The organism is Cupriavidus sp. P-10, assembly GCF_003402535.2.
Taxonomy (GTDB): domain Bacteria; phylum Pseudomonadota; class Gammaproteobacteria; order Burkholderiales; family Burkholderiaceae; genus Cupriavidus.
The window spans coordinates 502,819-523,901 of record NZ_AP025172.1; the positions used below are offsets into that span (position 1 = coordinate 502,819).

Sequence of the window (21,083 nt, forward strand, 5' to 3'; positions counted from 1 at the left end):
TGGTTGATCCGAGGGCGCTTCCGATCGCCAGGACAATCCAGGAGACAACCAACCATGACCCACCGCTTCAGCCCCATTTCTCATTTCCGTTCACGCCGCGCGGTACTGACGCTGGCTGCCGCCTTGCTGGCTGGTGCAGCGTTTCCGGCGGCAAGCCAGAGTCCCGCGTGGCCGGCACGGCCCATCCGCCTAGTGGTCGGTTTCGCTCCCGGCGGCGGAACGGACGTGATGGCGCGTGCGATTGCACAGTTGCTGAATGAAGCACTGGGGCAGACGGTGATCGTCGACAACAAGCCAGGGGCGAGCGGCAACCTGGCGCTCGGCGAAGTCGTGAGGGCGGCGCCGGACGGGTACACGTTTCTGATTGCGCCCACCTCGGTTGAGACGGCCAACCCATATCTGTTCAAGTCGAATCTCGTCCCGTCCCGGGATCTGACGCCCGTCATGGCGATCGGACGCGCCCAGATGTATCTGGTCGCCCGTCCAACACTTGAGGCCAGGGACGCCAAGCAGTTCATCGCTTTGGCGAAGTCGCAGCCGGGCAAGATAAACATCGCGTCGGCCGGTACCGGGACGGCACCGCATCTCGCCGCCGAGCTATTGAACCAGAGCATCGGCACGTCGATCTCGCACGTGCCTTACAAAGGCTCCGCCCCTGCGCTGCAGGATGTGATGGCCGGTCAGGCGGACGTCGTATTCGACCCGGGGATTGGTTTCCCCCACATCCGTAGTGGCAAGGTCAAGCTGCTGGCAGTGGCGAGCGAGAGCAGGTCACCGTTCTTTCCGGACGCGCCGTCATACGCGGACCTGGGCATCCGCAATGCGAGCCTTGATATCTGGTTCGGTGTCTGGTCACCGAATAAGGTCCCGGCCGACATCAGCGAGCGCTTTTCTGCGGCGTTAAAGAAGGTGTTGGCCTCGCCAGTGCTCAAGCAACGGTTCGCGCAACTCGGCGCCGAACCGGTGGCACTGGACAAGCCATCTTTCCGAAGCCTGCTCAATGACGAGAGCAAGCGGCTGTCAACGCTGATCAAGGAGCGCGGGATCGTCGTCGAGTAAGCACCTCAGCGGCTGCCTCTCAGGGAACGAATGTCGACAGAAGTAGGTCGGGAGCTTGCATGAGGTTCATTTGGATGGCCGAAGCTAAGCGTAGACTCGCCGTTCGGGGCGTGCGGTCGACCGTCGCTTCCTGGCCGGCAGGCGCCTGTCGGCGATGGTGCAACCGAATCCAGGCTTGAAGGTCGCATGCGATCCATGCCCTTGCGCGACGCTGGCTTTGAAGATGATCGGTCGCTCTTCACGCCATCTGGTGGCGACGATCCCGATTCCAGTCTTCACGGCGTCGAATCTGAGGTCGCCGTACACGTCCTTCGCGAGTTGCTCCAAGGCTATCGTGCGCGGCCCCTTGAAATGCACCCCCATGATTCTGGGCACGTGCCCTTTGCAGGGCGTGGATGTCTTTGGCTGAATTGCCTAGCGCCAGCAGCGACGCGATGGCTCCCGTGCTGGTACCGAAGATCAAGTCGAACTTCGTGGCCAACGGCTCACCGCCGAGCAGTGCCTCAAGCTGCTTGAGGACGCCGAGCGTGTAGAAGCCTTTCGCACCACCGCCGTCGAGGGCGAGGATGCGACACGTCTTGGCAGGCTCCTCTTGCATCGTCCCTCCCTTGAGGATCACTTCTGACCGACAGGCGGCCGAAGCGCGTCGATGAACTGTGCCCGGCCGTCCTTCTTGAACATCCAGAACTTCCAGCCGTTGGTCGATGCTGCTGTGTCGGTGGCACCGCAGTCCTTCTTGGCGGCGAACGCAGACGGAGACACCTCATACGTCTTGCCCTTGTACTCGATGCCGCTCTTGGTTACCTTCGCGGTCAGGTGCTTGCCGTCGTAGTTGGCGAATAGCTCCAACCCGATCGGCAGCTCGAACCCCCGCTGAGTCTTGAAGGACTTCTGCTCTTGCTGAACTGGCATGGCCAAGACGACGTGCTTCGGTTGGTTCGGGTACGCCGTGTCGTGTTCATTGAGGACCCGGGTCAGGATGCCTTCGAGGCCCTCGATCGCGGGCATCTCGGACTTGGCCTGGATACGCAGGAGCAGCGCCTTCGGGAGGCTGACGCTGACAGCGTCGTTCACGATGTTTGTCATGGCAATCTCCAGAGTTACTGTGGAGTAAACTATAGAGTAACTCTTAAGAAGCAGCAAGGCCCTCTGTGGCAAGACAAACCGAGGGCCACTCAGGCGTCTCCGATGCACTGAATGACCGGCATGCAAGCCAAGGCCGTGACTACGAAGGCTGAAGGGCATACGACAGCAACCGCTGGGCTGCGCTGTAGTTCGGCCGGCCGACCCGAGCGGCTCCTGGTGGCCGATCTTGCTCGCCCGGCTACCTCCGCGACGTTCAGCATGACGGGCCGTATCACGCCACTGTGGGAGCATTGCCGGCCTCTATTCGTGGACGACCCGGGTCAAGTCTGCTATAGCCGCTAGTCCATATCACCGCGAATCCGGCCGCTTACCAGCATGGACATCACGCCAGGTCAGCATCTCCGTCAGTCGCTGTTCGCGGTCGCCATCAAAGCCGCAACTGTCCCGCCATTTGGCTGGATTTTCATAGGTGCCGAAAAGCATGTCCCAGCAGGTGATGTCACCGTAGTTGTTCCGGTGATGCCCACGACGATGGTGGATACGATGCATTTCTGGCCGTTGGAACACAAATCCAACCCAACGTGGCGACCTGACATTGGTGTGATAGAAGAATTCACCCAACGCAGTGCACAGCGTATAGACGCCGCCCGCCTCGAGCGACAGGCCAAGCAACGTGTAGACCAACAGGCTGCCGATTATTGAGTTGACAACCATCTCAGCGGGGTGCTTGTAGAACGACGTGATCACCTCAAGCCGTTGCGGGCTGTGATGGATCTGGTGGAACAGGCGCCAGAGCAAGTCCGACTCGTGGCGCCAGCGATGCCACCAGTAGAATACGAAGGTCGCGATGAAGTAGGCGACGAGCCCCCCGGCGGCCGGCGAAACATGGTCCGAGAGGCGGAACAGCGACCACGATGCCAGCCACCGTTCCCAACTCATGCCGGCGAGCAAAACAACGCCGAGTTGGACGGAGTTGACCAGCAGGACTCGAACAGGCCATGTGCGCACGCGTGGCAGGGGCCAGCCTGGAGCAATGCGTTCCAGTACGAAGCAGCAAACACAGACGATAAGAATGACGGAAATCATGCTTGTGCTCCTCCGGACCGGTTGGCGGCGGCGTGCGCTGGCTGGACGATTCCATCGAAAAGCAGTTCCAGTGCGGGGCTGCGAAGGAGGCTGGCAGGTGTGACCGTCTCCCGTTCCCATGGAATCCGGCCGAAGTACCACAACCGCCAGAAACCAAGCGCGGCGTCAGGCTGACGCGCCAGCAGTTCCTTGAATGTCTCCAGTTCGCCGACACGGATATCGGCTGACTCCGCCAGCACTTCTCGCACGAAACGAGAGCAGAACTGGCGTCGCGAGTGAAGGTTGAAGCCAGTGTCGTACCAGATGCCCATGCGGTGGCGCACGGCCTCAGACAGTCGGACTTGCTGCAAGGCCGTCAGCGGCTGCCGCGGCCGGGCGATGGCAATTCGCCCATGTTCGGAGCGCGCAGCAAAGCGTTTGAGGGAGGTGGTTCGACTGAGCGGGAACGTGCTTTCCGCTATCGACGTTTCGGTTCCCGAGTTGGCAACTACGATGCCGACGTGATTTGTCCAAGAGGCCGTGGCGGTGGCAACTTCACGAAAGGGGCGGGCTCGAACGCGGATAAAGACAACATCGCCAACCTGCAGCGTCGTGGCAAGGTCCAGAACGTTGGTATCGATCTGCATGGATGGTCTCCCTGGCAGCGCTATGTCGATGAACACAGCATGGCACGGGGTATCGAAAAATGTGAAAATCTCTGCCAGAGTGGCGATTGGATGGCCATCGAGTATCACAATTTGATACGTGGCTCCGATTTCTTCTAGCGTTAGGGGGCGAACCATGAACGAAGTTGAACTACTCGTCGCCACAATCAAGCGCCAGCTCAAGGCGCAGGGGCTGACCTATCGCGATGTCGCGAAAGAACTCGCCCTATCCGAAGCCAGCGTCAAGCGGCTGTTCGCCAGTGAACGGCTGAACCTGGACCGATTAGCCCAGCTCGCCGCGCTCCTCGGCTTTACGTTGGCCGAACTCACTCAGGAGGCCGCCGCCGCTCTGCCGGTATTGCGGGGGCTTACCCGGGAACAGGAGGCGCAACTGGTGTTAGACCGCAAGCTGCTGCTGGTTGCAGTCTGCGCGTTAAACCACTGGTCGGCGGATGAGATCGTGGTTGCTTACCGGATTACCCGCGCGGAGTGTGTGAAGCGGCTTCTTGTGCTTGACCGAATGGGTCTGATTACCCTCCTGCCCGGCGACCGGATCCGTCTGCGCGTCATGCGCGATTTTGACTGGCTGCCTGATGGCCCGATTCGTGATTTTTTCAGGGAGGAGGGGCTGAACGACTTTCTCGACAGCCCCTTTAATGCGCCGGGCCAGACCATGGAGTTTGCACACGCCATGTTGACCGGCCCGGCGCTTGAGCAACTGCGGTTGGAGCTGCAACGGCTTCGGGCCCGTGTTGCTCTGTTGCATGATGAGTCCGCGTCTGCGCCTCTGGCGCAGCGTCGTGGGATCGGCATGCTTCTGGCCACACGGGAGTGGGAGCCAAGCGGATTTGCGAGCTTGCGCCAACGGCCTCGGTAAGAGGGCGCTGACCGCCGTGCCACTCAGCCTGTCGGATCCGGCGGATCCAGCCTAGTGAAGGTGAAGTTTCGCAGGCCGAAGAGCGCGGCGCTGTAAGCCCTACGGCTCCCGCAGCGAAAATAAGCGGAAGCCCTCGGACTCTCGCCGCAGATTGGGGGGCGGCGCAGCACCTATGTGGGCTGATTCTCCAGTTCTCTGGGTCAACTGTCTGTTGGAAGCGCGAACGTTGCATAGCGACCCGGAGCCGCCCTTCATTAAAGCCCGGCGAGTGACTCAAGTACGGCCAGAGCGGACGCCGAAGCCTTGCTTTGCCTCGGTAGGCAAACGCTAAACCCCGAGGCTGCCTGCCAGCCGCTCTGCCAGGCCCTCAGCGCGGAATGCTTCCACAACGTGGTCGATGAATAGGCGAGCCAAGTTTCCGGTAGTCGCGGCGCACGTTCCGACCTGCGAGCTGATATGGCGCCAGATCGAGCGCGGAGGAACGGCCGCACAACGTATCCGCAACGAGCTTGGCACTGGCGCAGGCGAGGGTGAAGCCAAGCGCCCCATGGCCAGTGTTCAGCAAAAGGTTCGAAACGTTGGTCTTGCCAAGGAGAGGCTTGCTGTCCGGAGTGGCCGGACGGGCGCCGGTCCAGACCTGTGCGTCGGGAAAATCCCCAGCATTCGGCATCGTGGCCGCGGCTTGCAACCTCAGGAGCTCGATCCGGGCCGCATCAACCTTCGAGCCGGGGGGCGTCATGTCGACCATCCCGGCAACTCGCAGGTGCTGCCCGAGTTTGGCATAGACGATCTTGTGATGGAGGTCGGTCACGCTCATCGAAGGTGCCCGATGTGTCGGACCTACCGGAACCGTCAGGCTATATCCCTTTAGTGGATACATCGGCAGTCGGATGCCAACGTCGGCTGCAAGCTCCGAACTGCCATTGCCGAGGGCCAGGACGTAGGAATCCGCAATTAGTTCGCCAGAGTCGATGCGCACCGCCACCACTTTGCCATGTTCGCGGACCAGCCCATGGACGCGATTGTTGAACAGGAACTTGACGTCATATTTTTCTTTGGCGACACGGCCCAGTTCCCGCGTAAAGAGATAGCAGTCCCCAGCGTCTTCGGAGGGGGTCAGGATGCCACCAGCCAACCTTTCACCGACTGCGGAAAGCGCAGGCTCCGCCAGCACGCAAGCCTTCGCGTCCAGCGCACTCTGTTCGGCGCCGAACTTCGCCTGGAAGTCCATCTGCCGCTTCGCACCTTCGAACTCGACAGGATCACGATACACCACCAGCTTGCCACTTTTGCTATGGTCAAAATCGATGCCTTCATCTTGCATGACATCATTCATCACCGCTTTGCTGTAGGCGCCAAGCAGGAGCATCTCTACGGTTGTCTGCCGACTGCGGTCAGTCGTGCAATGGCGCAGGAACTGCATGCACCAAGTCCACTGCGAAAGACTCAGACTGGGTCGGAAGATCAGGGGTGCCGTTTTGCTGAGAAGCCAGGCGGGCAAATGATGCAGAGCCGACGGGCCGGCGAGTGGTGCGACGTAGCTGTAGCTGAGCTGGCCACCGTTTGCAAAACTCGTCTCGACGCCGGCTTCCGGGTGTTGTTCGACGACTGTGACGCGGTGACCTTCACGAGCCAAGAAGTAAGCGGTGGTCACGCCGACGACGCCGCCGCCAAGCACACATACATGCATAGTTTCGGATGGGGTTGTTATCCCAGTTACGTACTGGAGAGACGCTCGCTGTTGCAATTTCAGCGTTACGCCAGTATGCGAACGTCGGCTATTCGGCGCAATTGACAAAACGCTACCGGGTATAACCCTTGGTTAATCCATTTTGGTGCGTCGATGTATGCGTCGCACGATTTCGAGGCTAACGCTGTTCGGAAGGGCGCAATAGTCGCGCGGCCGTAGCTGGAAACGCACATCGCCCGGCATATAGCCTCAGGTTAGGCGGGGCAAAAAAAACGCATTAGACGAAGGCGCGTGATCGGGAAACAATCGGCCTCTCTCACCACTATGCAGTACTGCCATTAGGCAGACGCGGAAGCACGCCACTATGAAACTGATCACCGATGAGCAAGTCCGCAGCGTTCTCACCATGCGCGAGAGCAGCGCGGTTGTGCGCGATGCGTTCATCGCGGCAGCACAGGGACGCGCCGTAACCCTTCCCCGCTCGCGTACCTATCTCTACCATCTGACGCTCAGTGTTATGGGCGGCATCGTGGCGCCGGCCGGGATGTGCGGAGCGAAGGTCTATTCCACTAACGCTGGGCAATTCGACTTCGTTGTCGTGCTCTTCGATGGCAAGGACGGCCGCTATCTGGGGACTCTCCAGGGTAACGCACTGACGGAGTTCCGTACTGCGGCGACCACGCGTGTCGTCATCGAGGCGCAAATGCCCAAAGAGGCTTCCACGCTGACGATCTTCGGTGCGGGAGTTCAGGCGCGGGCACATCTCGCCGCGTTGCTGGAATTCGATGTGTTCCGCCGCGTTTTCATTGTCAGTAAGGGCGACGGAGAAGCAATGGCGGCCAGTTTCTCGCAAGCGCATCCGCACGTGGAGTTCCAGACTGCTGAGGCAATTACGGCTGTGCCGGAAGCGGATGTAGTGATCACATGCACCCGGAGCCCGACGCCCTTGTTTGATGGCAAGCTCCTCAAGCCGCACGCGTTTGTCGCGGCGATCGGATCGAGCAAGCCACAGACGCGCGAAATTGATGATTCCACGCTGCAGCGCGCAACCCGAATTATCGTCGAGCACAAGGAGCAGGCGCGCAAGGAGGCTGGCGACCTGGTGATGGCGCAGGATGGCGTCGTCGACTGGGATCGCGTTCTGGAGATCGGGGAGGTGTTGCCTGAAGACGCTGCCGCTCACGGCGCAGCTCAAGGCATCGGTGTCTACAAGTCGGTTGGCGTGGGGCTTGTCGACGTTGCTCTTTCGGCTCTCGTCTACAAGAAGCTCGAAGCCCGTGCAGTCATAGATTCGCACACCTGACACCGCTTCCAGTGCAAGCCCCCGGTTGGGGGATCTCATAAGCGCAAAGCAATTATGCCGTTCATGGTAGTCCGGCGCTCGCTTTTTCAACGAGGGGAAACCTTAGAGCCATGAAGAAGAAGGAAGTGTGGATGGCAGCGGCCGCTCTGGGCCTGGTTGCCGGGGAAGCATACGCGCAATCGTCGGTGACGTTGTACGGCGTAGCTGACGCTGGTGTCGAATTCGTGAATCACCAGAAGCCGGGTGACAGCACGGTCGTGCGCGTGCAGTCGGGCAATCTCTCAGGATCTCGCTGGGGTCTGCGCGGCTCCGAGGATCTTGGGGGTGGCTTGCGGGCGATCTTCGCCCTGGAGAGTGGCCGCAATACAAGCGGTCTTCTGTGCTCGGCTGAATCTGTCTTGCATCATCTTCTCCTACTCACTGCTCTTCCTTTGATTGCGCTCATGGTGCGCGGTCCAGAACCCTGCGTCCAATGAAATGTTTGGGGTGGACATAGACAGCGGTTATGCGAAACCCCGGATTGCCTGATACGGTGCATAACCCTCAGTTAGTCTGTACGCATTGGTGCGGGCGCCGGATTGGTGCGCAGGTCTTAACAACATCACGTCGTGATGTGCCTGCGGACCACACTCGAAAGCTCGTCGTAAGGTCGATTCCAAAAATGAAAGAGACTATCGCTCGCATCCAACTTTCCGCTACTGGCCAGGGAAGTGTGGAGGAGAGATGGGCTACGTGCACCCGGCCAGCAGACTCCTGCTGGCCGCAACCGTCTGGTCTAAGACTCGCTGGTGTCGAGGTGAGCCGCACGCGTTCTGGCGCCAGTTCAGTGACTTGCGCGTCCGATATGTCGGCGATCACGTCCAGCGTGAAGTACGCGGCTGGATCATGCACCTCGTACAGAAGCTGCTCCTTCATTGTATGTGCATCAATTCGTCAGCCCGTGCCAGCAGGTTTCGTGATGATGCAGTTTCCGTCATCATCAATTTCGACGATCGGATAGCCAAGGCATGCCATGCCGGGGACATCCTTATTACCTGGGTCGGCATACTAGCCGCCGGGCACCTGGGCGCCGCATTCCAACAGATGTCCGGCCAGGTCGCGCGAGCGATACGAGCCCAGTCATCACAGGCCCAGCCGAAATGCGCGAGTGCTGGCCCGGCCGCGAGAGACGGATCGGCAACGCGACCGCAGACTACGATGTCCCCGCCCGCAAGCAACGCGTCCGCGATGGCTTTTGCGCCCTGATAGGCGTTAGCCGATACGACATCCAGCGTGGAGAAGCTGGCGCCTACAGCCTGTTCCAACAGCGGCCGATGCGCCGGCCCAGAGACGTCGTCGCCTTAGACGATGGCGATGCGCAGCTTAGGAAGGCCGAGCTCGCTGGCGAGGGCGTGAATGCGCTTGGCCGCGCTTTCTGGGTTGGCTGCGCCGAGATTACTGACGATGCGCACGCCATGGGCAAGGCAACGCCCGAGCACCAGGCGCAGGATGTCCACGAGCAGCGGTTCATAGCCAGCATTCGGATCCGCGCGCCACGCAAGCTGCGCCAGCGCGAGCGTGCGTTCCGCCAGCGTTTCAAAGATCAGGAAGGCTGGACCACCGGCCGCGATCAGCGCGTCAACGACGGGCCCGGGCAGCATCGGTGCGATCGCCAGCGAAGCTGGCGGCACACCCGCTGCGCAAGAGGGTGCAAGACTTCTTTTGCGGCCAGCCCGGTCATTCGACCTTTGCACCGCTCTTGCGTACTACTTCACCCCATTTCGCACGTTCGGCCTTGATATGCTTCCGGGCATCGGCCGGGGTGCCACCCACAGGCAGGGAGCCCAGCTTCTGAAGCTGGGCCTGGACGTTCTTGTCCTGCATGACCTCATTGAATGCCTTGTTGAGCTTCGTGACGATCTCCGCCGGTGTGCCGGGAGGAGCGATGATGGCACCCCAGGCACTCATTTCGAAGCCCTTGACGCCTGCCTCATCCATCGTCGGGAGATCAGGGAAGAGTGGCGTTCGCGCTTTGGACGTGACTGCCAATGCGCGGACCTTACCTGCCTTCACATTTGGCCCGATGGGGCCGAAGTTGTCGAACATGAACTGGACATTGCCAGCCATCAGGTCATTCTGAGCTTGAGGAGCCCCTTTGTACGGTACATGCACTGCCTTGATACCAGTCATGGTCTTGAAGAGCTCGGCACCAATGTGTGCCGAGGTGCCGATACCTGCCGAGCCGAAGGAAACCTTGTCGCCGTGTTGCTTGCAGTACTGGACGAGTTCCTGCACGTTTTTCACCGGCAGATCGTTGTTCACGACCAGCACGCTCGCGGTCCTGGTCAGAAGGACAACCGGCTCTAACTTGTTGGGGTCATACGGCAGCTTCGTGAACAAGAATTCGTTCGTCGTCAACGTAGCGTTGTTGCCATAGCCGATCGTGTAACCATCAGGCTGCGCAGTCATGATGGCCTGCATGCCGATGTTGCCGGCGGCGCCGGGCCGATTGTCGACCACGAGCGATTGACCGAGCTTCTTGCCGATCTCGTTGCTAAAAATCCGTACAACGATGTCCGGGGCTCCGCCGGCGGCGGAGGGCACGATGACGCGGATGGGCCGATCGGGATAGCCCGCATGGGCGGCACCGATAGACATGGCGAAGGCGGAGGCAACGAAGATTTTGCGAAGCAAGGAGTGGCTCATGGTCTCAATTCAGCGAAAAATGCACGCAATCGTGGAAAACCGCCGCAAACGCGGCTGGGGGCGATGTCATATTGATGTGACAGGCGGTCCCCGTCTAATGAAAAGATAAGGGGCGACATAGTTTTTGGTTATGCCGTAGGGTTTTTCTCTACCTCGGTGCGTAACATCGCTATCATGGTGCATAACCACCGGTTAAGACGCCTCGCTTTTTCTCATTTGTCAGGTTCGGGCGCGCGCGCCATACTTTCCCCGTTCTGGCGCTCTTGCGTCACTTTTCCGGATCGGCTGCGGTCAGCGGCAAACGACAGGGGTAAACGATGCGTGTATTTAGCGCCGGCATTGGCACCGAAACCAACACTTTTTCTCCATTGCCTACGGGACTCGACGCCTTCAAGGAGGGTGGGTATTTCCCGGCCGGCACGCATCCAGAGCAGTCGACGCGCTACGCTGCGCCTCTCATCATCGCGCGGGAGCGCGCGCGTACCGAAGGTTGGACGGTGATCGAGGGGCTGTATGCGCAGGCGCAGCCGGCTGGGCTAGTGACGCGCGCTGCATACGAGGCCCTTCGAGACGAACTGCTCGACGACCTGAAGAAAGCACTGCCGGTCGACGTGGTCCTCCTCGGTCTTCATGGCGCAATGGTTACCGACGGTTACGACGACTGCGAAGGCGACCTGATTGCCCGCGTCCGCGGCTTGGTTGGACCAGAGGCAATTATTGGCTGTGAGTTGGATCCGCATGCGCACCTCAGCGAAGAGATGGTCTCCAAGGCGAATGTCCTGATCGCGTACAAGGAATATCCGCATACGGATATTAGGGAGCGTGCCGTCGAACTTGTTGATCTGTGTGCTCGCACGTACGCAGGCGAGATCCGCCCCGTAGCGGCAGTAGTCGACACCAACATGGTCGTGCCGATTCACACCTCCCGGAATCCGGGTAGATCGTTCGTCGACAAGCTCTCCGCTCTGGAAGGCAAGAATGGCGTGCTGACCATTTCGGCGATCCAGGGTTTCGCGACGGGCGACGTGCCGGCCATGGGGACAAAGGTTCTTGTCTACACCGATGGGGACCCCGCAGGGGGACACGCACTTGCGCAAAGCCTGGCGGACGAGCTCGTCACGCTGCGAGAACAACTTCGGCCGAATTACCTGACGATCGATGAAGCGCTCGACGGCGCGCTGAAGGAAGGACCGACGCCGGCCATCCTTGCGGACCGGTCCGACAATCCAGGTAGCGGCGCGGCTGGCGATTCGACCTTCATTCTCGAGCGGCTCATCGAGCGTGGTATTACCGACGTTGCCGTGGGCCCGCTCTGGGATCCCATTGCTGTACAGATGGCGTTCGCCGCGGGGGGAGGTTCGCGCGTCGGTATTCGGATCGGCGGGAAGATCAGTGCCGTATCCGGAGATCCGCTGGATGTCACGTGCCACGTCAAGGCGCTGCGTCGTGGCCACGTCATGACCGGACTAACCGGCGATCCGCTATCCGTGGGGGACGCGGCACTGGTTGAATTCGATGGCATCGAGTGTGTGTTGATCTCGAACCGATGCCAGGCACTAAACGTGGATGTCTTCACTGGTCTTGGTTGCGACATCGCCAAGAAGAAGATCGTTGTCGTCAAATCGGCGCAGCACTTCTATGCCTCGTATTCGAAGGTCTCTCAACGTGTTCTCTACGTCGGTGCTCCGGGTTCGGCCACGCCGTGTTACGACTTGCTGACCTATAGGAAGGCTAAGCTGCCCAAATGGCCGATCACGTTGAGCTGACGTCCTCGCCGTCGCGGGTAACTGGCAGGATGTGGTTGCAGATGCGAAGCTGGATCGTTTGGTGTGGTCGCCAATGAGGGATTTGCGCAAAAAGCATATCGTCACCGTCGGTGCGCGACTAACACATGGAACTGGCATGCGGCTACGTCATATCGAGGTTTTCCACGCAGTCATGCAGGCAGGCTCGTTGTCGAGCGCCGCTGAATTGCTGAACATTTCGCAGCCTGCGGCGAGCAAGATGCTTGCGCAGGCGGAGCAGAGCCTCGGGATTTCGCTGTTCAAGCGCTTGCCCGGGGGGCTCAAGCCAACGCCTGAAGCAACGGTCCTGTTTCAGGAGACAAAACATCTCCATTCGAGTCTGGAGCGCGTCCGGCAACTCGCGCGCAACCTCACTGCGCACCCAGGGGGAATACTGAGGATTGGATGCATTCCCAGTCTAGGACTCAGTCTGGTTCCTCAAGCGGTAGCACAGTTCATTCGCCAGTGTCCGGATGTCTCGATCAACATTCGTACCGAGAACAACGAGGTACTTTCGGCGCTACTGTTGGCGCGAGAGATTGACATTGGCATCGCTTTCGAACCGTCAGCGCCGCCGGGGATCACTGTCGAGGAATTGGGGCGAGCCCGCGCCGTTTTCTTTGGCCCGGAAAGTATTCGCCGCGGACGCAGCGTGGTTCATCTCGATGAGTTGGAACGTTCCGAGTGGATTCGCCTTGATTCTGCCGACCCCCTTGGTTCGCGCATCGCGGAGGTGCTTCCCGCCATAAACGATGGCAGTGCGACAATTGAGGTCAAGACCTACTACCTCGCACGAGCACTTGTAGAGCGGGGCGTGGGTTTCGCGATAATTGACGAGTACACCGCTCAGTCCACTAGTGAGGAGTTGACGTTTGTCGAGCCTCCGTTGTCGGTGGGTGTATGCATCATGACTGCGGCCAGCAACGTAGGAACACACGCCTTGAAGGTCTTTATCGAACAAGTTACGAAGCGTCTAAGCGGAAAGTAAAGCGGGGCCGGTCGAAAACTGAAGCGCTGCAGGGTGATCGCGACGGGTGGAGACCCCTAGCGCAAGCGTTCAAAGAAGACGCCTGGCGCGTGGTTCAATGGTGCTCATTACCGCGCTCGAGGCATCATTTAGTTCTTTCCGGCTTAGCAGTGCAGGGGCGAGACGTAACGGCGTGAGGCCGCCACAATGGCGCAATTGAGGCCTTGTTCGGTCACGCAATCATCCTTATTGCAATGACCGTAATTGGCCGGCTACCGCCGTTGCGCTTTTGCCAGCTCCGGCGAGTCACGGTTAGCCGCAACTGCGCTGGGCCGAAATGCACGAGGCCTTGGCATAGCAGGTATGCGGCGATGGCTTAGCAATTTCGCCGCGCGTGTGACGCGAGTTGGAGCCATCGGTAGTGGCTCGGCGCTCTTCAGCCGGTAACCTTACGAAGTTTGGCCTGATCGTTGGGTAACGCGAGCGCCCCGCCTCTTATCACCTCGGCCCCGGGAAACTTGCGTCTTACGTGAGTTTCCGCGGCTCCGAGGCTATCGAACCCTGTCGCTCCTCCTTTCGCGCCATCGTGAAGGATGGGAGAAACGTACCAACGACCGCAGATCGCTCCGAAGATTACAACATGCGTGATCGGCATGTTCGGCTTAGTGCTGAGATGCGATGCCGCAATCCTTGAAATCAAGCTCCCTTCGCTCGCGTGTGCGGCTCAGAATTAAGAGTACAGCCTCGTTCTCGAGGGCCATATGAACGCCAGCGGCGATGGCTTCGGCGCGAGTGGAATATGTCGTCCGGTCTTCGCTTTCGTCGCCTTCGACCTTCCACTGCCCCTCATCCGCCGGAATTACTTGAACAGTCGCAACATTCATTTTGTCACCTCGCTCCTACAGGTCCATAACTACGGTGTAGAAGCCTTTCGCGACTACGGCTGTCGGGTGCCTTCTTACTTTCGTGAATCACGATGGCAAAAGTGGGGAAGCAAGCGCGCAAACCTACGGAAAGAGTACTCTCGTCCGCCCGTACCGGTTCGGTATTGCAGGTCGCTATCCCTTGATGCTGCGCGGATCGTTGTCGAAAGAGTTGCGCTCTCGGATCTGCCCGTCCGGGCCGTGTGCGATGCCGCCTAGGTTGCCTCCGCGGCACTGCGAAGCGATATGCTCCGCACCGACAGTATTTCCAACCCGCAGTGGGGGGGCAGTTCTCCGGTCGGTAGGACTATCGTGAAGTCATGTTTTCAACATAGAGAGCGAACGTGAAGACACGTCTCACCGAGTTGCTGGGCATCCGGTATCCGATCGTCAAGGGCGGCATGCAGTGGATTGGTCGCGCCAGGCTCGCCGCTGCGGTATCCAACGCCGGCGCACTGGGTATGGTGACCGCGCGCACCCAGGCCACGCCGGACGAGCTGCGACGCGAGATCGAGCGCACGCGCGAGCTGACTGGCAAGCCGTTCGGCGTGAACCTTACTCTGTCATTCGCCGCCAAGGGCGTGACTTACGACGACTGGGTGGCCGCCATCGTCGACAGCGGCGTGAAGATCGTCGAAACGGCAGGCAACAACCCGCGTCCCGTGATCGATGCGTTCAAGTCGGCGGGCGTCACCGTCATTCACAAGTGCACGTCGGTGCGGCACGCGCAGGCCGCAGAACGTCTGGGCGTGGACGTGATCTCGATCGATAGCTTTGAGGCCGCCGGTCATATCGGGGACGGCGATGTAGGCAGCATGGTCATGATTCCAGCGACCGTGCGGGCCGTGAAGATCCCGGTCATTGCCTCGGGCGGTATCTGGGGCGGGCGCGCCATGGCGGCGGCGCTCGTGTTGGGCGCCGAGGGTGTGAACGTCGGCACGCGCTTCACGCTCACCCAGGAATGCGACACCCACGAGAACGTGAAGCAGACGCTGATCAAGGGCTCGGAACTCGACTCGATTCTGATCAAGCGGACGCTCGGCCATACCGCCCGCTACTTCCGTACGGTAGTCTCGGACGAAGTGCTAGCGATGGAGCATCGCCCCGGTGGTGCGACCTACAAAGACCTCGCGCACTTGCTGGCGGGGCCACGCGGACGTCAGGCCCTGGAGTCCGGTGATATGACCGCCGGGCTGATCTGTGCCAGCCAGGCAGTCGCTCTGATCGACGACATCCCGACGTGCGAGGAACTGGTCGCGCGCATGGTGGCGGAGTGTCGCAGCGCCGTGCAGGCGTCGCTCGGCCGGTTCGCCGCCTGAGGAGGACCACGATATGCAATCAGAAATCATCACCTTGCGCGAGTCGCGGCTCGACATCAGGGACGGCATCGCGGAGTTCACGCATACACAGCCACGGCGGCGCAATCCACTGTCTCTGGCGTTGCGCGAGGACTACATGGATATGCTTGACTATGTGGAAGGCGACGCAAGCATCCGCGCGCTGATCATCACCGGCGCGGACGGCGTGTTCAGCGCGGGAGGCGACCTCCGGGGCATGAAGGACCGCGTCGACAACCCGCAGGCCCCGCAGAACATGCCAGACGCGACGCGTCGCCGCGTGCTCGTGCTGCACCAGTGGGTCAGCCGGCTTCGTGACCTGCAGGTTCCCGTCATCGCCGCTGTGGACGGTCCCGCCGTGGGTGCCGGCATGGGTCTGGCACTTGTTGCGGATTTCGTGCTCGCATCGTCCTGCGCGTTTTTTGGCATGTCGTTCGCCAAGGTCGGCATGGTTCCGGACATGGCCGCCGCGTATTTTCTGCCGCGCGTGGTCGGCATGGCGACGGCCAAGGACATGATGCTGACCGCGCGCCGCATCAGCGTCGAGGAGGCAAAGAACGTGGGCATCGTGCATTCCATCTATCCGCCCGAGACGCTGATGGAGCAGGCCCGGCAGTTTGCGCGGCGCTTCCTTGATGGCCCTGGCCCGACCCTCGGAATGACCAAGCGCATGCTCAACAGCGCCTTCGAGTCGTCCTACGCCGCGTTCGTCGAACTCGAATCCAATGCACAGGCCGTGGCCACCACCACGCCGTTCCACAGGGACGCGCTGCAGCGCTTCATTGCCGGTGAGCCGGGGCGCTTCGACTGGGACCGCGTCGCAGCAAAATAGTCGCTGCATCCCCATGCCTGGCTCTGCTCGTGGCGCGGGACGGATCCCGCCGCTGCGAGTGAAGCTCCGGCCAATTGGTCGGAGTTTTCTCCTGCCACGGCTACTGCGGCATTGGCGATGCTATCTGGAGCTTGGGTGACGGTGCCAGTAGTCCTCCTGACCGATATGGTAGACGTGCGCGGGCCTGCGGGGGCCGCTGCAGTGGTCTGATGTTGAGCAACTTGCTACGTCGCAATTTGGCCGCTTTTTTTTTCGCCTACTTGGGCCAGGCCAGCCATCCCCGGAGTATGGCCGCTCCTTGCGCCCGCTACCTCCATTTCGAATCGCCAGTTTGTGGCAGTAGCGCCTTGATGAAGTGAGGGGAGCAGGGGGATCGTAAAGGCCGCGTACCGGGACGCGACGATAAGGCACGATAACGTTGCGCTTATCGATGCTATCTAATACAGGTCTGGCGGGAGGGGATAGGCTATCGCGGCACAATTCTGTGTGGAATGGGGCGATTAGGTATCGCTTGCACGAGCTGGTACCCTCTTGAATGCTCAGGGCCTACGCGAAAGAGGCGATATTCACGAGAGTCGAGTGCCGAGATGGATTGACTTGGGTTCGTGGCGGCCTCAATGCTTGGCGCCCAACCTCCACTCGCTACGTACTGGTTGAGGCTTATTGATTCCAGGCGCGCAAAGAGCGTCATCGAGGGATACAAGTCCTTCACGTTAGGAATGGGATGCTCTGTGGTGACAGTGAGGTTCATTTACGCCCTTGTTTACGTCTGAGCCTAGTAATCCGGGTTACCTGCGGATCTCCTGCGACACCTTGGATCATTGACACGAATGGTCGCTCTGCCTCTGCGTTCTCAGCGCTTGTGATACCGAGGCAAGCTCACCGGGCCTTGCGCTCCCAGCTCATTGCCCACCCATAAAGGGCAATGCATCCGAATACAATCATCGTAGGGCCGAACACAAAGGACAACAGCGGCATCATCAACAATGAACAGCACGATAGTAGGTACACATGCAACGTCATCTGCAGCGGCACAGCGAGCACGACAAAGGCGATGCTCAGCACCGTGAGAAAGGCTTTCTTGGACCAAGAAAAATCGAAAATGTAATAGACGAGCGCATGCCCCCAAGGCAGCAGCAGCAAGAACCCGGCGGAAGTTTTGATACCGTTGTCAACATAGCCGCTCACCGTGTACGGGAAGCTCTGCGGCGCTACTGCGAAGTACAGCAGGGCCGTGACCTGGATGAATACCGCGAATAGCAGGAAATACCGAAGAGGTAGGTACTGATCATTTATGCGCGGCACCAGCACGCCGGCGGCGAGCGTGATGACAAACGTCGCCAACCACGTCTGTGAATCCGGCGCGTTAACGGCGACATCCAGGTAGGGCAGGGTGACGTCGAACCACACGAGCGGCGTGGTGCGTTCGACGACCGTGCCATCGATGTGCAACTTGTCGAGCCAGAAGGCTAGCACCTTGGCCCAACTGGCGCTCAGGCGGTCGCTGAGCCCCCATTCGGCCAGATTGAATGCCACGGGCACCAGTAAGATGCCAACAAGCGTTGACCGGGACAGCGTCAGGCGATCCCGCGACCGGTGTCTGGCCAGGGCCAATACCGAAAGTCCGAGTGCGTCGCTCTTGTCCGGGGCAGGTTTCGCGTCACCAGGATCGTGTGCCATGGCTAGAACTCGACGAAGAATCCTATCTCTGCCTGCTTGCGCTTGTAAGACGGGTTGTCGTAGTACACGGCGCGCAGGTTCATGCCGTAGCGCTTGGTGAACCATTTGCGCCAGTTTAGCGAGACCTCGTGGCTGGTGAAATCGCTCAGCAGCGACTGCTCGCCAGTCAGCTGGTAGGCTTCGCTGCCGCCGTCGTATTTCAGCGTAATGTACTGGTCCTTGTCGCGGCCATAGATGACGGCGATGATGCCGCGGTTGGAGCGGACATTGCCTGGATCGCTTCGATTCAGCCTTGCCCCGAGCTGGATGATCCACGGAGCGTCGAAGTAGTAGGTCAAACCGAGCAACAACGTCTTGTCCGTATAGACTTCCTTGGCCCGGTAATAGGTGAAGCCGACACTGGCCACCAGGTTCTTTTTTTCCAGTAGCTTGCGAAATAACGCGCCATCGAGCCGGAATTCCGGCAGGAAGAAGCCGCCCGCGCTAGTGCCGGCGCTCAGGAAGGCATACCAGTTCTCGTCAAAGGTGCGGGTGTAGCCAAGGCCGAAGAAGGTGCCCTGGTCATCGAAATGGCTCTGGTGGCTGATTTCACCGGTGACGTAGTCCTTGGGTGTCAAGTGCACGCCGCCGCGCAGGTACTGGTCATTCCAGTTGGCGTTGTTGCCGGTAAGGTTGGCATGGCCAATCCCGCCTTCCACGAACCCCGTGAGCAAGGGAACGAAGGTCCGTGGCGGCGTGGCTTCAGCCTGCGCGCTCGCATCTGTCGCCGCTGACATTGCCAGCAGCCAGGCCAGCGCGTATGCGCCGGGCGTTCCGGTTTGCGAGAGCTTCACCATGCGTATCCTGTCGTTCCAGTCGATCGCGAGCGAAGGATCCTTCAGGACCCACCGGCCCGGTAACAGCTTTTTCACGATACACCGCTTCGCGGTCAGAAGTCGATGCCGAGTCCCTTGTGTTGCGCGACAGCACGCATGCTCAGCGTTCGCCAGCGCTCATCTCCACGACGCTCATGCCGCCGCTCAGCGGCACCGCACGCCTGTCGGCGGCGGCGCCAGGGCCTGTTCAGGTGTCAGGCGTGCGTCGAACGCAAGGTACAGCGCTTCTTCCAGGGCATTCCAGTGGCTTCCGTGCCGGAACTGGATCGAGCGTGTCCTCCAGCATGCGATCGCGTCCTTGTCGTTCATCTTGTCGGCGACAAGGGCCACCAGTCCCCACGGGAAATCTACTTCAGACATCTGCAGCCATGTCATGCGGTTCTGCTTCATCCAGGCGCCGTACGCAGCAGCATGAGGGTGGCTGGTGGGCTGGATGTCGGCAAGGATGGGAAATATTTGCGCTACCGTGTCGGGATAGAACTCGGTCTGGTTGCGCGGCTGGGTACTGACCAGGTAGCCCCGGCTTGCGTGCCAGAATACCCTTAGGATGTCCTGGTCGAGGTGCTGGGCCTTGTGCATCCAGGCGGCGGCGCCCGCATTGTCCCCGAGGCGCTGGCGATAGCGGCCGGCTGCCTTGAAGGCGCTGGAGATCTCAACGTTGTCCATCAGCAACGCCACTGGGAGGGCAGCCGAGATGTGGTAGACACCGGTGCGCTTGTCGCGCAGCGTTTCCAGGTACTTGCTGGCCTTGTCGAAACTTCCCTGCCAGGCAGGCGGCAATCCCTGTGGCGGTGCCGACCGCACAAGCAGTTCCATCCATGCTGCCATCATGGCATCGTCGGCATCGGCGGGCTGGCAGGAAACGAGCCGCTGGGCCTTCATGCAATAGCGATCGAATCGGCCGTCGGTGTGCTGGTGCGGCAGCAGCCAGGCGATCCACCGGCCTGCGGCGGATGTCGTGGACATGCCAGCGTCCTGGGCTGCCAGCAGTGCCTTGGATGCAAAATAGGGGTCGACGGAGTCGCCCTCAAAGTAGGTGGTGATCGCGCCGTCCGCGCGCTGGTAGCCCCGTAGCGACAGTTCGGCGCAGGTGGCCATCTGGTGGCACTGGGCAGTGAGCATTAGAAGCAGGACAAGCAAGGTTTTCATGGTGTCGGAAGCGCATCAATCGGTGGGTGCGACGCCCGTGGAAACGACCCGCCCTTCCTCCAGCGCGCAGACCGCGCCATGGATCACCGCGCCAACCTGCACCCGGAGTACCGGTGCCACGACAGTGGTCGGCTGCGCCGCGGCACCAATCACACTGTGCGCACTGACGGCGATCTCGCGCTCGGCCGCCATTGGCCCGGCGACGCTGCAGGTGTCGCCAACTGTGATTGCGTCGGCGGCGACCAGTGCGCCGTCGATGCGCACCTGCGCTTGCAGCCATATGCTGCCGCTGGCCTTGACGCTACCTCCGATACGTGTACCCGTCCCGAGCCAAAGGTTGCCGTGCACCACCAGATCGCCCAGATACAGGCTGTCGGCCGGCAACCGGAGGTCGTGCGTGACGAGCCAGCGGCCATCGCGGGCCTCCGCCGGCTCAAGCGGGGTTGCAGAGGCCTCGCGTGGCGCCGGTTGCGCAGCGCCTTTCGTGCGGCTGTCTCCACCCCGTATCGGCTCGGCCGGCCCGAACCGAATCACCGGTGCGCTCACCGAAGCAAAGCGGCAATCGTCGTCGATGTGGACGGCATGCAGTGCGCAAAGGGGGCCGAGCAGTTGGCATTGCGGCTCCACTCGCACGCTGCGCGCGTGCGCCCACCGGTTCAATTCGCTGCCCTCGCGCAGCACGATCACGCCATCCGACAGCAGTGCCTGGACCCGATTCTTACGCCCGGTGCAAATGCCGTCTTGGCCGAAGATATCGCGGGCAAAAGTATAGCCGTCAGGCAGCGACAGGGCACCACGGGCGACTAGGGTCTGCGCGCACACGCCTGTCGCGATCTGCGCCGCGGTCGGCTCGAAGGTGTTCGTCACATGTGCGACGGGCCGCAGCGAACTGACCGGATGCTCCATGCCGCGTTGGAAAGAGAGATCGTCCTGGCGCTCAATCATGGAGCGGAACCCGGCCGCCACTGCAGCCACGTCCAAGGTGTGCTCACCATCGATGGGAAGTGGTCGGATGTCACGCCTGCGCCGCCATTCCAGTATTGCCGGCAACAGCGGCAGCATGAAGGTGAGCAAGGTCAGCGCGGCAAGCAGCAGGGGCCACATGT

At 60.7% G+C, this 21,083-nt stretch carries 18 protein-coding genes and 2 pseudogenes; 8 read left to right on the forward strand and 12 right to left on the reverse strand.

Annotated elements, in window-relative coordinates; all coding sequences use genetic code 11:
* Positions 1–54: 54 nt before the first annotated feature.
* A complete protein-coding gene (locus CTP10_RS32270; protein ID WP_116323127.1) occupies positions 55–1,059 on the forward strand; it encodes a Bug family tripartite tricarboxylate transporter substrate binding protein in 1,005 nt (334 codons plus the stop codon).
* 238 nt (positions 1,060–1,297) lie between these two features.
* Here the strand turns inward: CTP10_RS32270 and CTP10_RS32275 are convergent, their stop codons facing one another.
* The 4 genes from CTP10_RS32275 to CTP10_RS32290 all read right to left on the reverse strand — a co-directional run bounded on the left by CTP10_RS32275 (position 1,298) and on the right by CTP10_RS32290 (position 3,857).
* Positions 1,298–1,657 (reverse strand): patatin-like phospholipase family protein, encoded by a 360-nt coding sequence (locus CTP10_RS32275; RefSeq protein WP_233528402.1) that lies wholly within the window; start codon positions 1,655–1,657, stop codon positions 1,298–1,300.
* A gap of 17 nt (positions 1,658–1,674) precedes the next feature.
* Positions 1,675–2,145, reverse strand: a complete 471-nt coding sequence (locus CTP10_RS32280) for a DUF2924 domain-containing protein (protein ID WP_158577743.1) — start codon at positions 2,143–2,145, stop codon at positions 1,675–1,677.
* 348 nt (positions 2,146–2,493) lie between these two features.
* Positions 2,494–3,231, reverse strand: coding sequence for a sterol desaturase family protein (locus tag CTP10_RS32285; RefSeq protein ID WP_116323125.1), 738 nt, complete (start codon positions 3,229–3,231; stop codon positions 2,494–2,496).
* Positions 3,228–3,857, reverse strand: a complete 630-nt coding sequence (locus CTP10_RS32290) for a YebB family permuted papain-like enzyme (protein ID WP_116323150.1) — start codon at positions 3,855–3,857, stop codon at positions 3,228–3,230. The genes CTP10_RS32285 and CTP10_RS32290 overlap by 4 nt, the downstream gene beginning before the upstream one ends.
* 154 nt (positions 3,858–4,011) lie before the next feature.
* Between CTP10_RS32290 and CTP10_RS32295 the strand changes: the two genes are divergently transcribed.
* Entirely contained in the window at positions 4,012–4,752 is a 741-nt protein-coding gene (locus CTP10_RS32295) for a helix-turn-helix domain-containing protein (protein ID WP_116323124.1), read from the forward strand.
* A 367-nt stretch (positions 4,753–5,119) separates the two neighbouring features.
* On the opposite strand, the gene CTP10_RS32300 is transcribed toward CTP10_RS32295, so the two are convergent.
* Positions 5,120–6,442, reverse strand: coding sequence for a D-amino acid dehydrogenase (locus tag CTP10_RS32300; RefSeq protein WP_116323123.1), 1,323 nt, complete (start codon positions 6,440–6,442; stop codon positions 5,120–5,122).
* A 364-nt stretch (positions 6,443–6,806) separates the two neighbouring features.
* On the opposite strand from CTP10_RS32300, the gene CTP10_RS32305 reads away from it, so the two are divergent.
* Positions 6,807–7,745 carry an ornithine cyclodeaminase family protein gene (locus CTP10_RS32305; RefSeq protein WP_116323122.1) on the forward strand — a complete coding sequence of 313 codons (939 nt, stop codon included), beginning with the start codon at positions 6,807–6,809 and terminating at the stop codon, positions 7,743–7,745.
* Positions 7,746–7,855: 110 nt separating this feature from the next.
* Positions 7,856–8,110: pseudogene (locus CTP10_RS32310) on the forward strand (porin); the annotation flags it as partial.
* 406 nt (positions 8,111–8,516) lie between these two features.
* Here the strand turns inward: CTP10_RS32310 and CTP10_RS32315 are convergent.
* Positions 8,517–9,428, reverse strand: a pseudogene (locus CTP10_RS32315) (acyclic terpene utilization AtuA family protein); the annotation flags it as partial.
* Between the two features lie 33 nt (positions 9,429–9,461).
* Positions 9,462–10,430, reverse strand: coding sequence for a Bug family tripartite tricarboxylate transporter substrate binding protein (locus tag CTP10_RS32320; protein WP_116323121.1), 969 nt, complete (start codon positions 10,428–10,430; stop codon positions 9,462–9,464).
* Between the two features lie 317 nt (positions 10,431–10,747).
* Between CTP10_RS32320 and CTP10_RS32325 the strand changes: the two genes are divergently transcribed.
* Positions 10,748–12,196: a M81 family metallopeptidase gene (locus CTP10_RS32325; RefSeq protein WP_116323120.1), complete on the forward strand. Its 1,449-nt coding sequence runs from the start codon at positions 10,748–10,750 to the stop codon at positions 12,194–12,196.
* 136 nt (positions 12,197–12,332) lie between these two features.
* Entirely contained in the window at positions 12,333–13,202 is an 870-nt protein-coding gene (locus CTP10_RS32330) for a LysR family transcriptional regulator (protein ID WP_158577742.1), read from the forward strand.
* A gap of 641 nt (positions 13,203–13,843) precedes the next feature.
* Here CTP10_RS32330 and CTP10_RS32335 read toward each other — a convergent pair.
* Complete coding sequence (locus tag CTP10_RS32335; RefSeq protein WP_116323118.1) at positions 13,844–14,065, reverse strand: DUF2188 domain-containing protein; 222 nt, start codon at positions 14,063–14,065, stop codon at positions 13,844–13,846.
* 383 nt (positions 14,066–14,448) lie between these two features.
* Here CTP10_RS32335 and CTP10_RS32340 point away from each other — a divergent pair, with 383 nt between their 5' ends.
* Both CTP10_RS32340 and CTP10_RS32345 read left to right on the forward strand, forming a co-directional pair.
* Positions 14,449–15,423 carry an NAD(P)H-dependent flavin oxidoreductase gene (locus CTP10_RS32340; RefSeq protein ID WP_116323117.1) on the forward strand — a complete coding sequence of 325 codons (975 nt, stop codon included), beginning with the start codon at positions 14,449–14,451 and terminating at the stop codon, positions 15,421–15,423.
* Between the two features lie 13 nt (positions 15,424–15,436).
* On the forward strand, positions 15,437–16,273 hold the full coding sequence (locus tag CTP10_RS32345; protein WP_116323116.1) for an enoyl-CoA hydratase/isomerase family protein: 837 nt from the start codon (positions 15,437–15,439) through the stop codon (positions 16,271–16,273).
* Between the two features lie 879 nt (positions 16,274–17,152).
* Here CTP10_RS32345 and CTP10_RS32350 read toward each other — a convergent pair.
* The 4 genes from CTP10_RS32350 to CTP10_RS32365 all read right to left on the reverse strand — a co-directional run bounded on the left by CTP10_RS32350 (position 17,153) and on the right by CTP10_RS32365 (position 21,081).
* The gene (locus CTP10_RS32350) at positions 17,153–17,953 is read right to left on the reverse strand and encodes a hypothetical protein (protein WP_116323115.1); all 801 of its coding nucleotides are present in this window, start codon (positions 17,951–17,953) and stop codon (positions 17,153–17,155) included.
* Positions 17,954–17,955: 2 nt separating this feature from the next.
* Positions 17,956–18,864, reverse strand: coding sequence for a YaiO family outer membrane beta-barrel protein (locus CTP10_RS32355; protein ID WP_233528401.1), 909 nt, complete (start codon positions 18,862–18,864; stop codon positions 17,956–17,958).
* A gap of 108 nt (positions 18,865–18,972) precedes the next feature.
* The gene (locus tag CTP10_RS32360; protein WP_233528400.1) at positions 18,973–19,977 is read right to left on the reverse strand and encodes a hypothetical protein; all 1,005 of its coding nucleotides are present in this window, start codon (positions 19,975–19,977) and stop codon (positions 18,973–18,975) included.
* Between the two features lie 15 nt (positions 19,978–19,992).
* Entirely contained in the window at positions 19,993–21,081 is a 1,089-nt protein-coding gene (locus tag CTP10_RS32365) for a hypothetical protein (RefSeq protein WP_116323112.1), read from the reverse strand.
* Between the last annotated feature and the right edge of the window lie 2 nt (positions 21,082–21,083).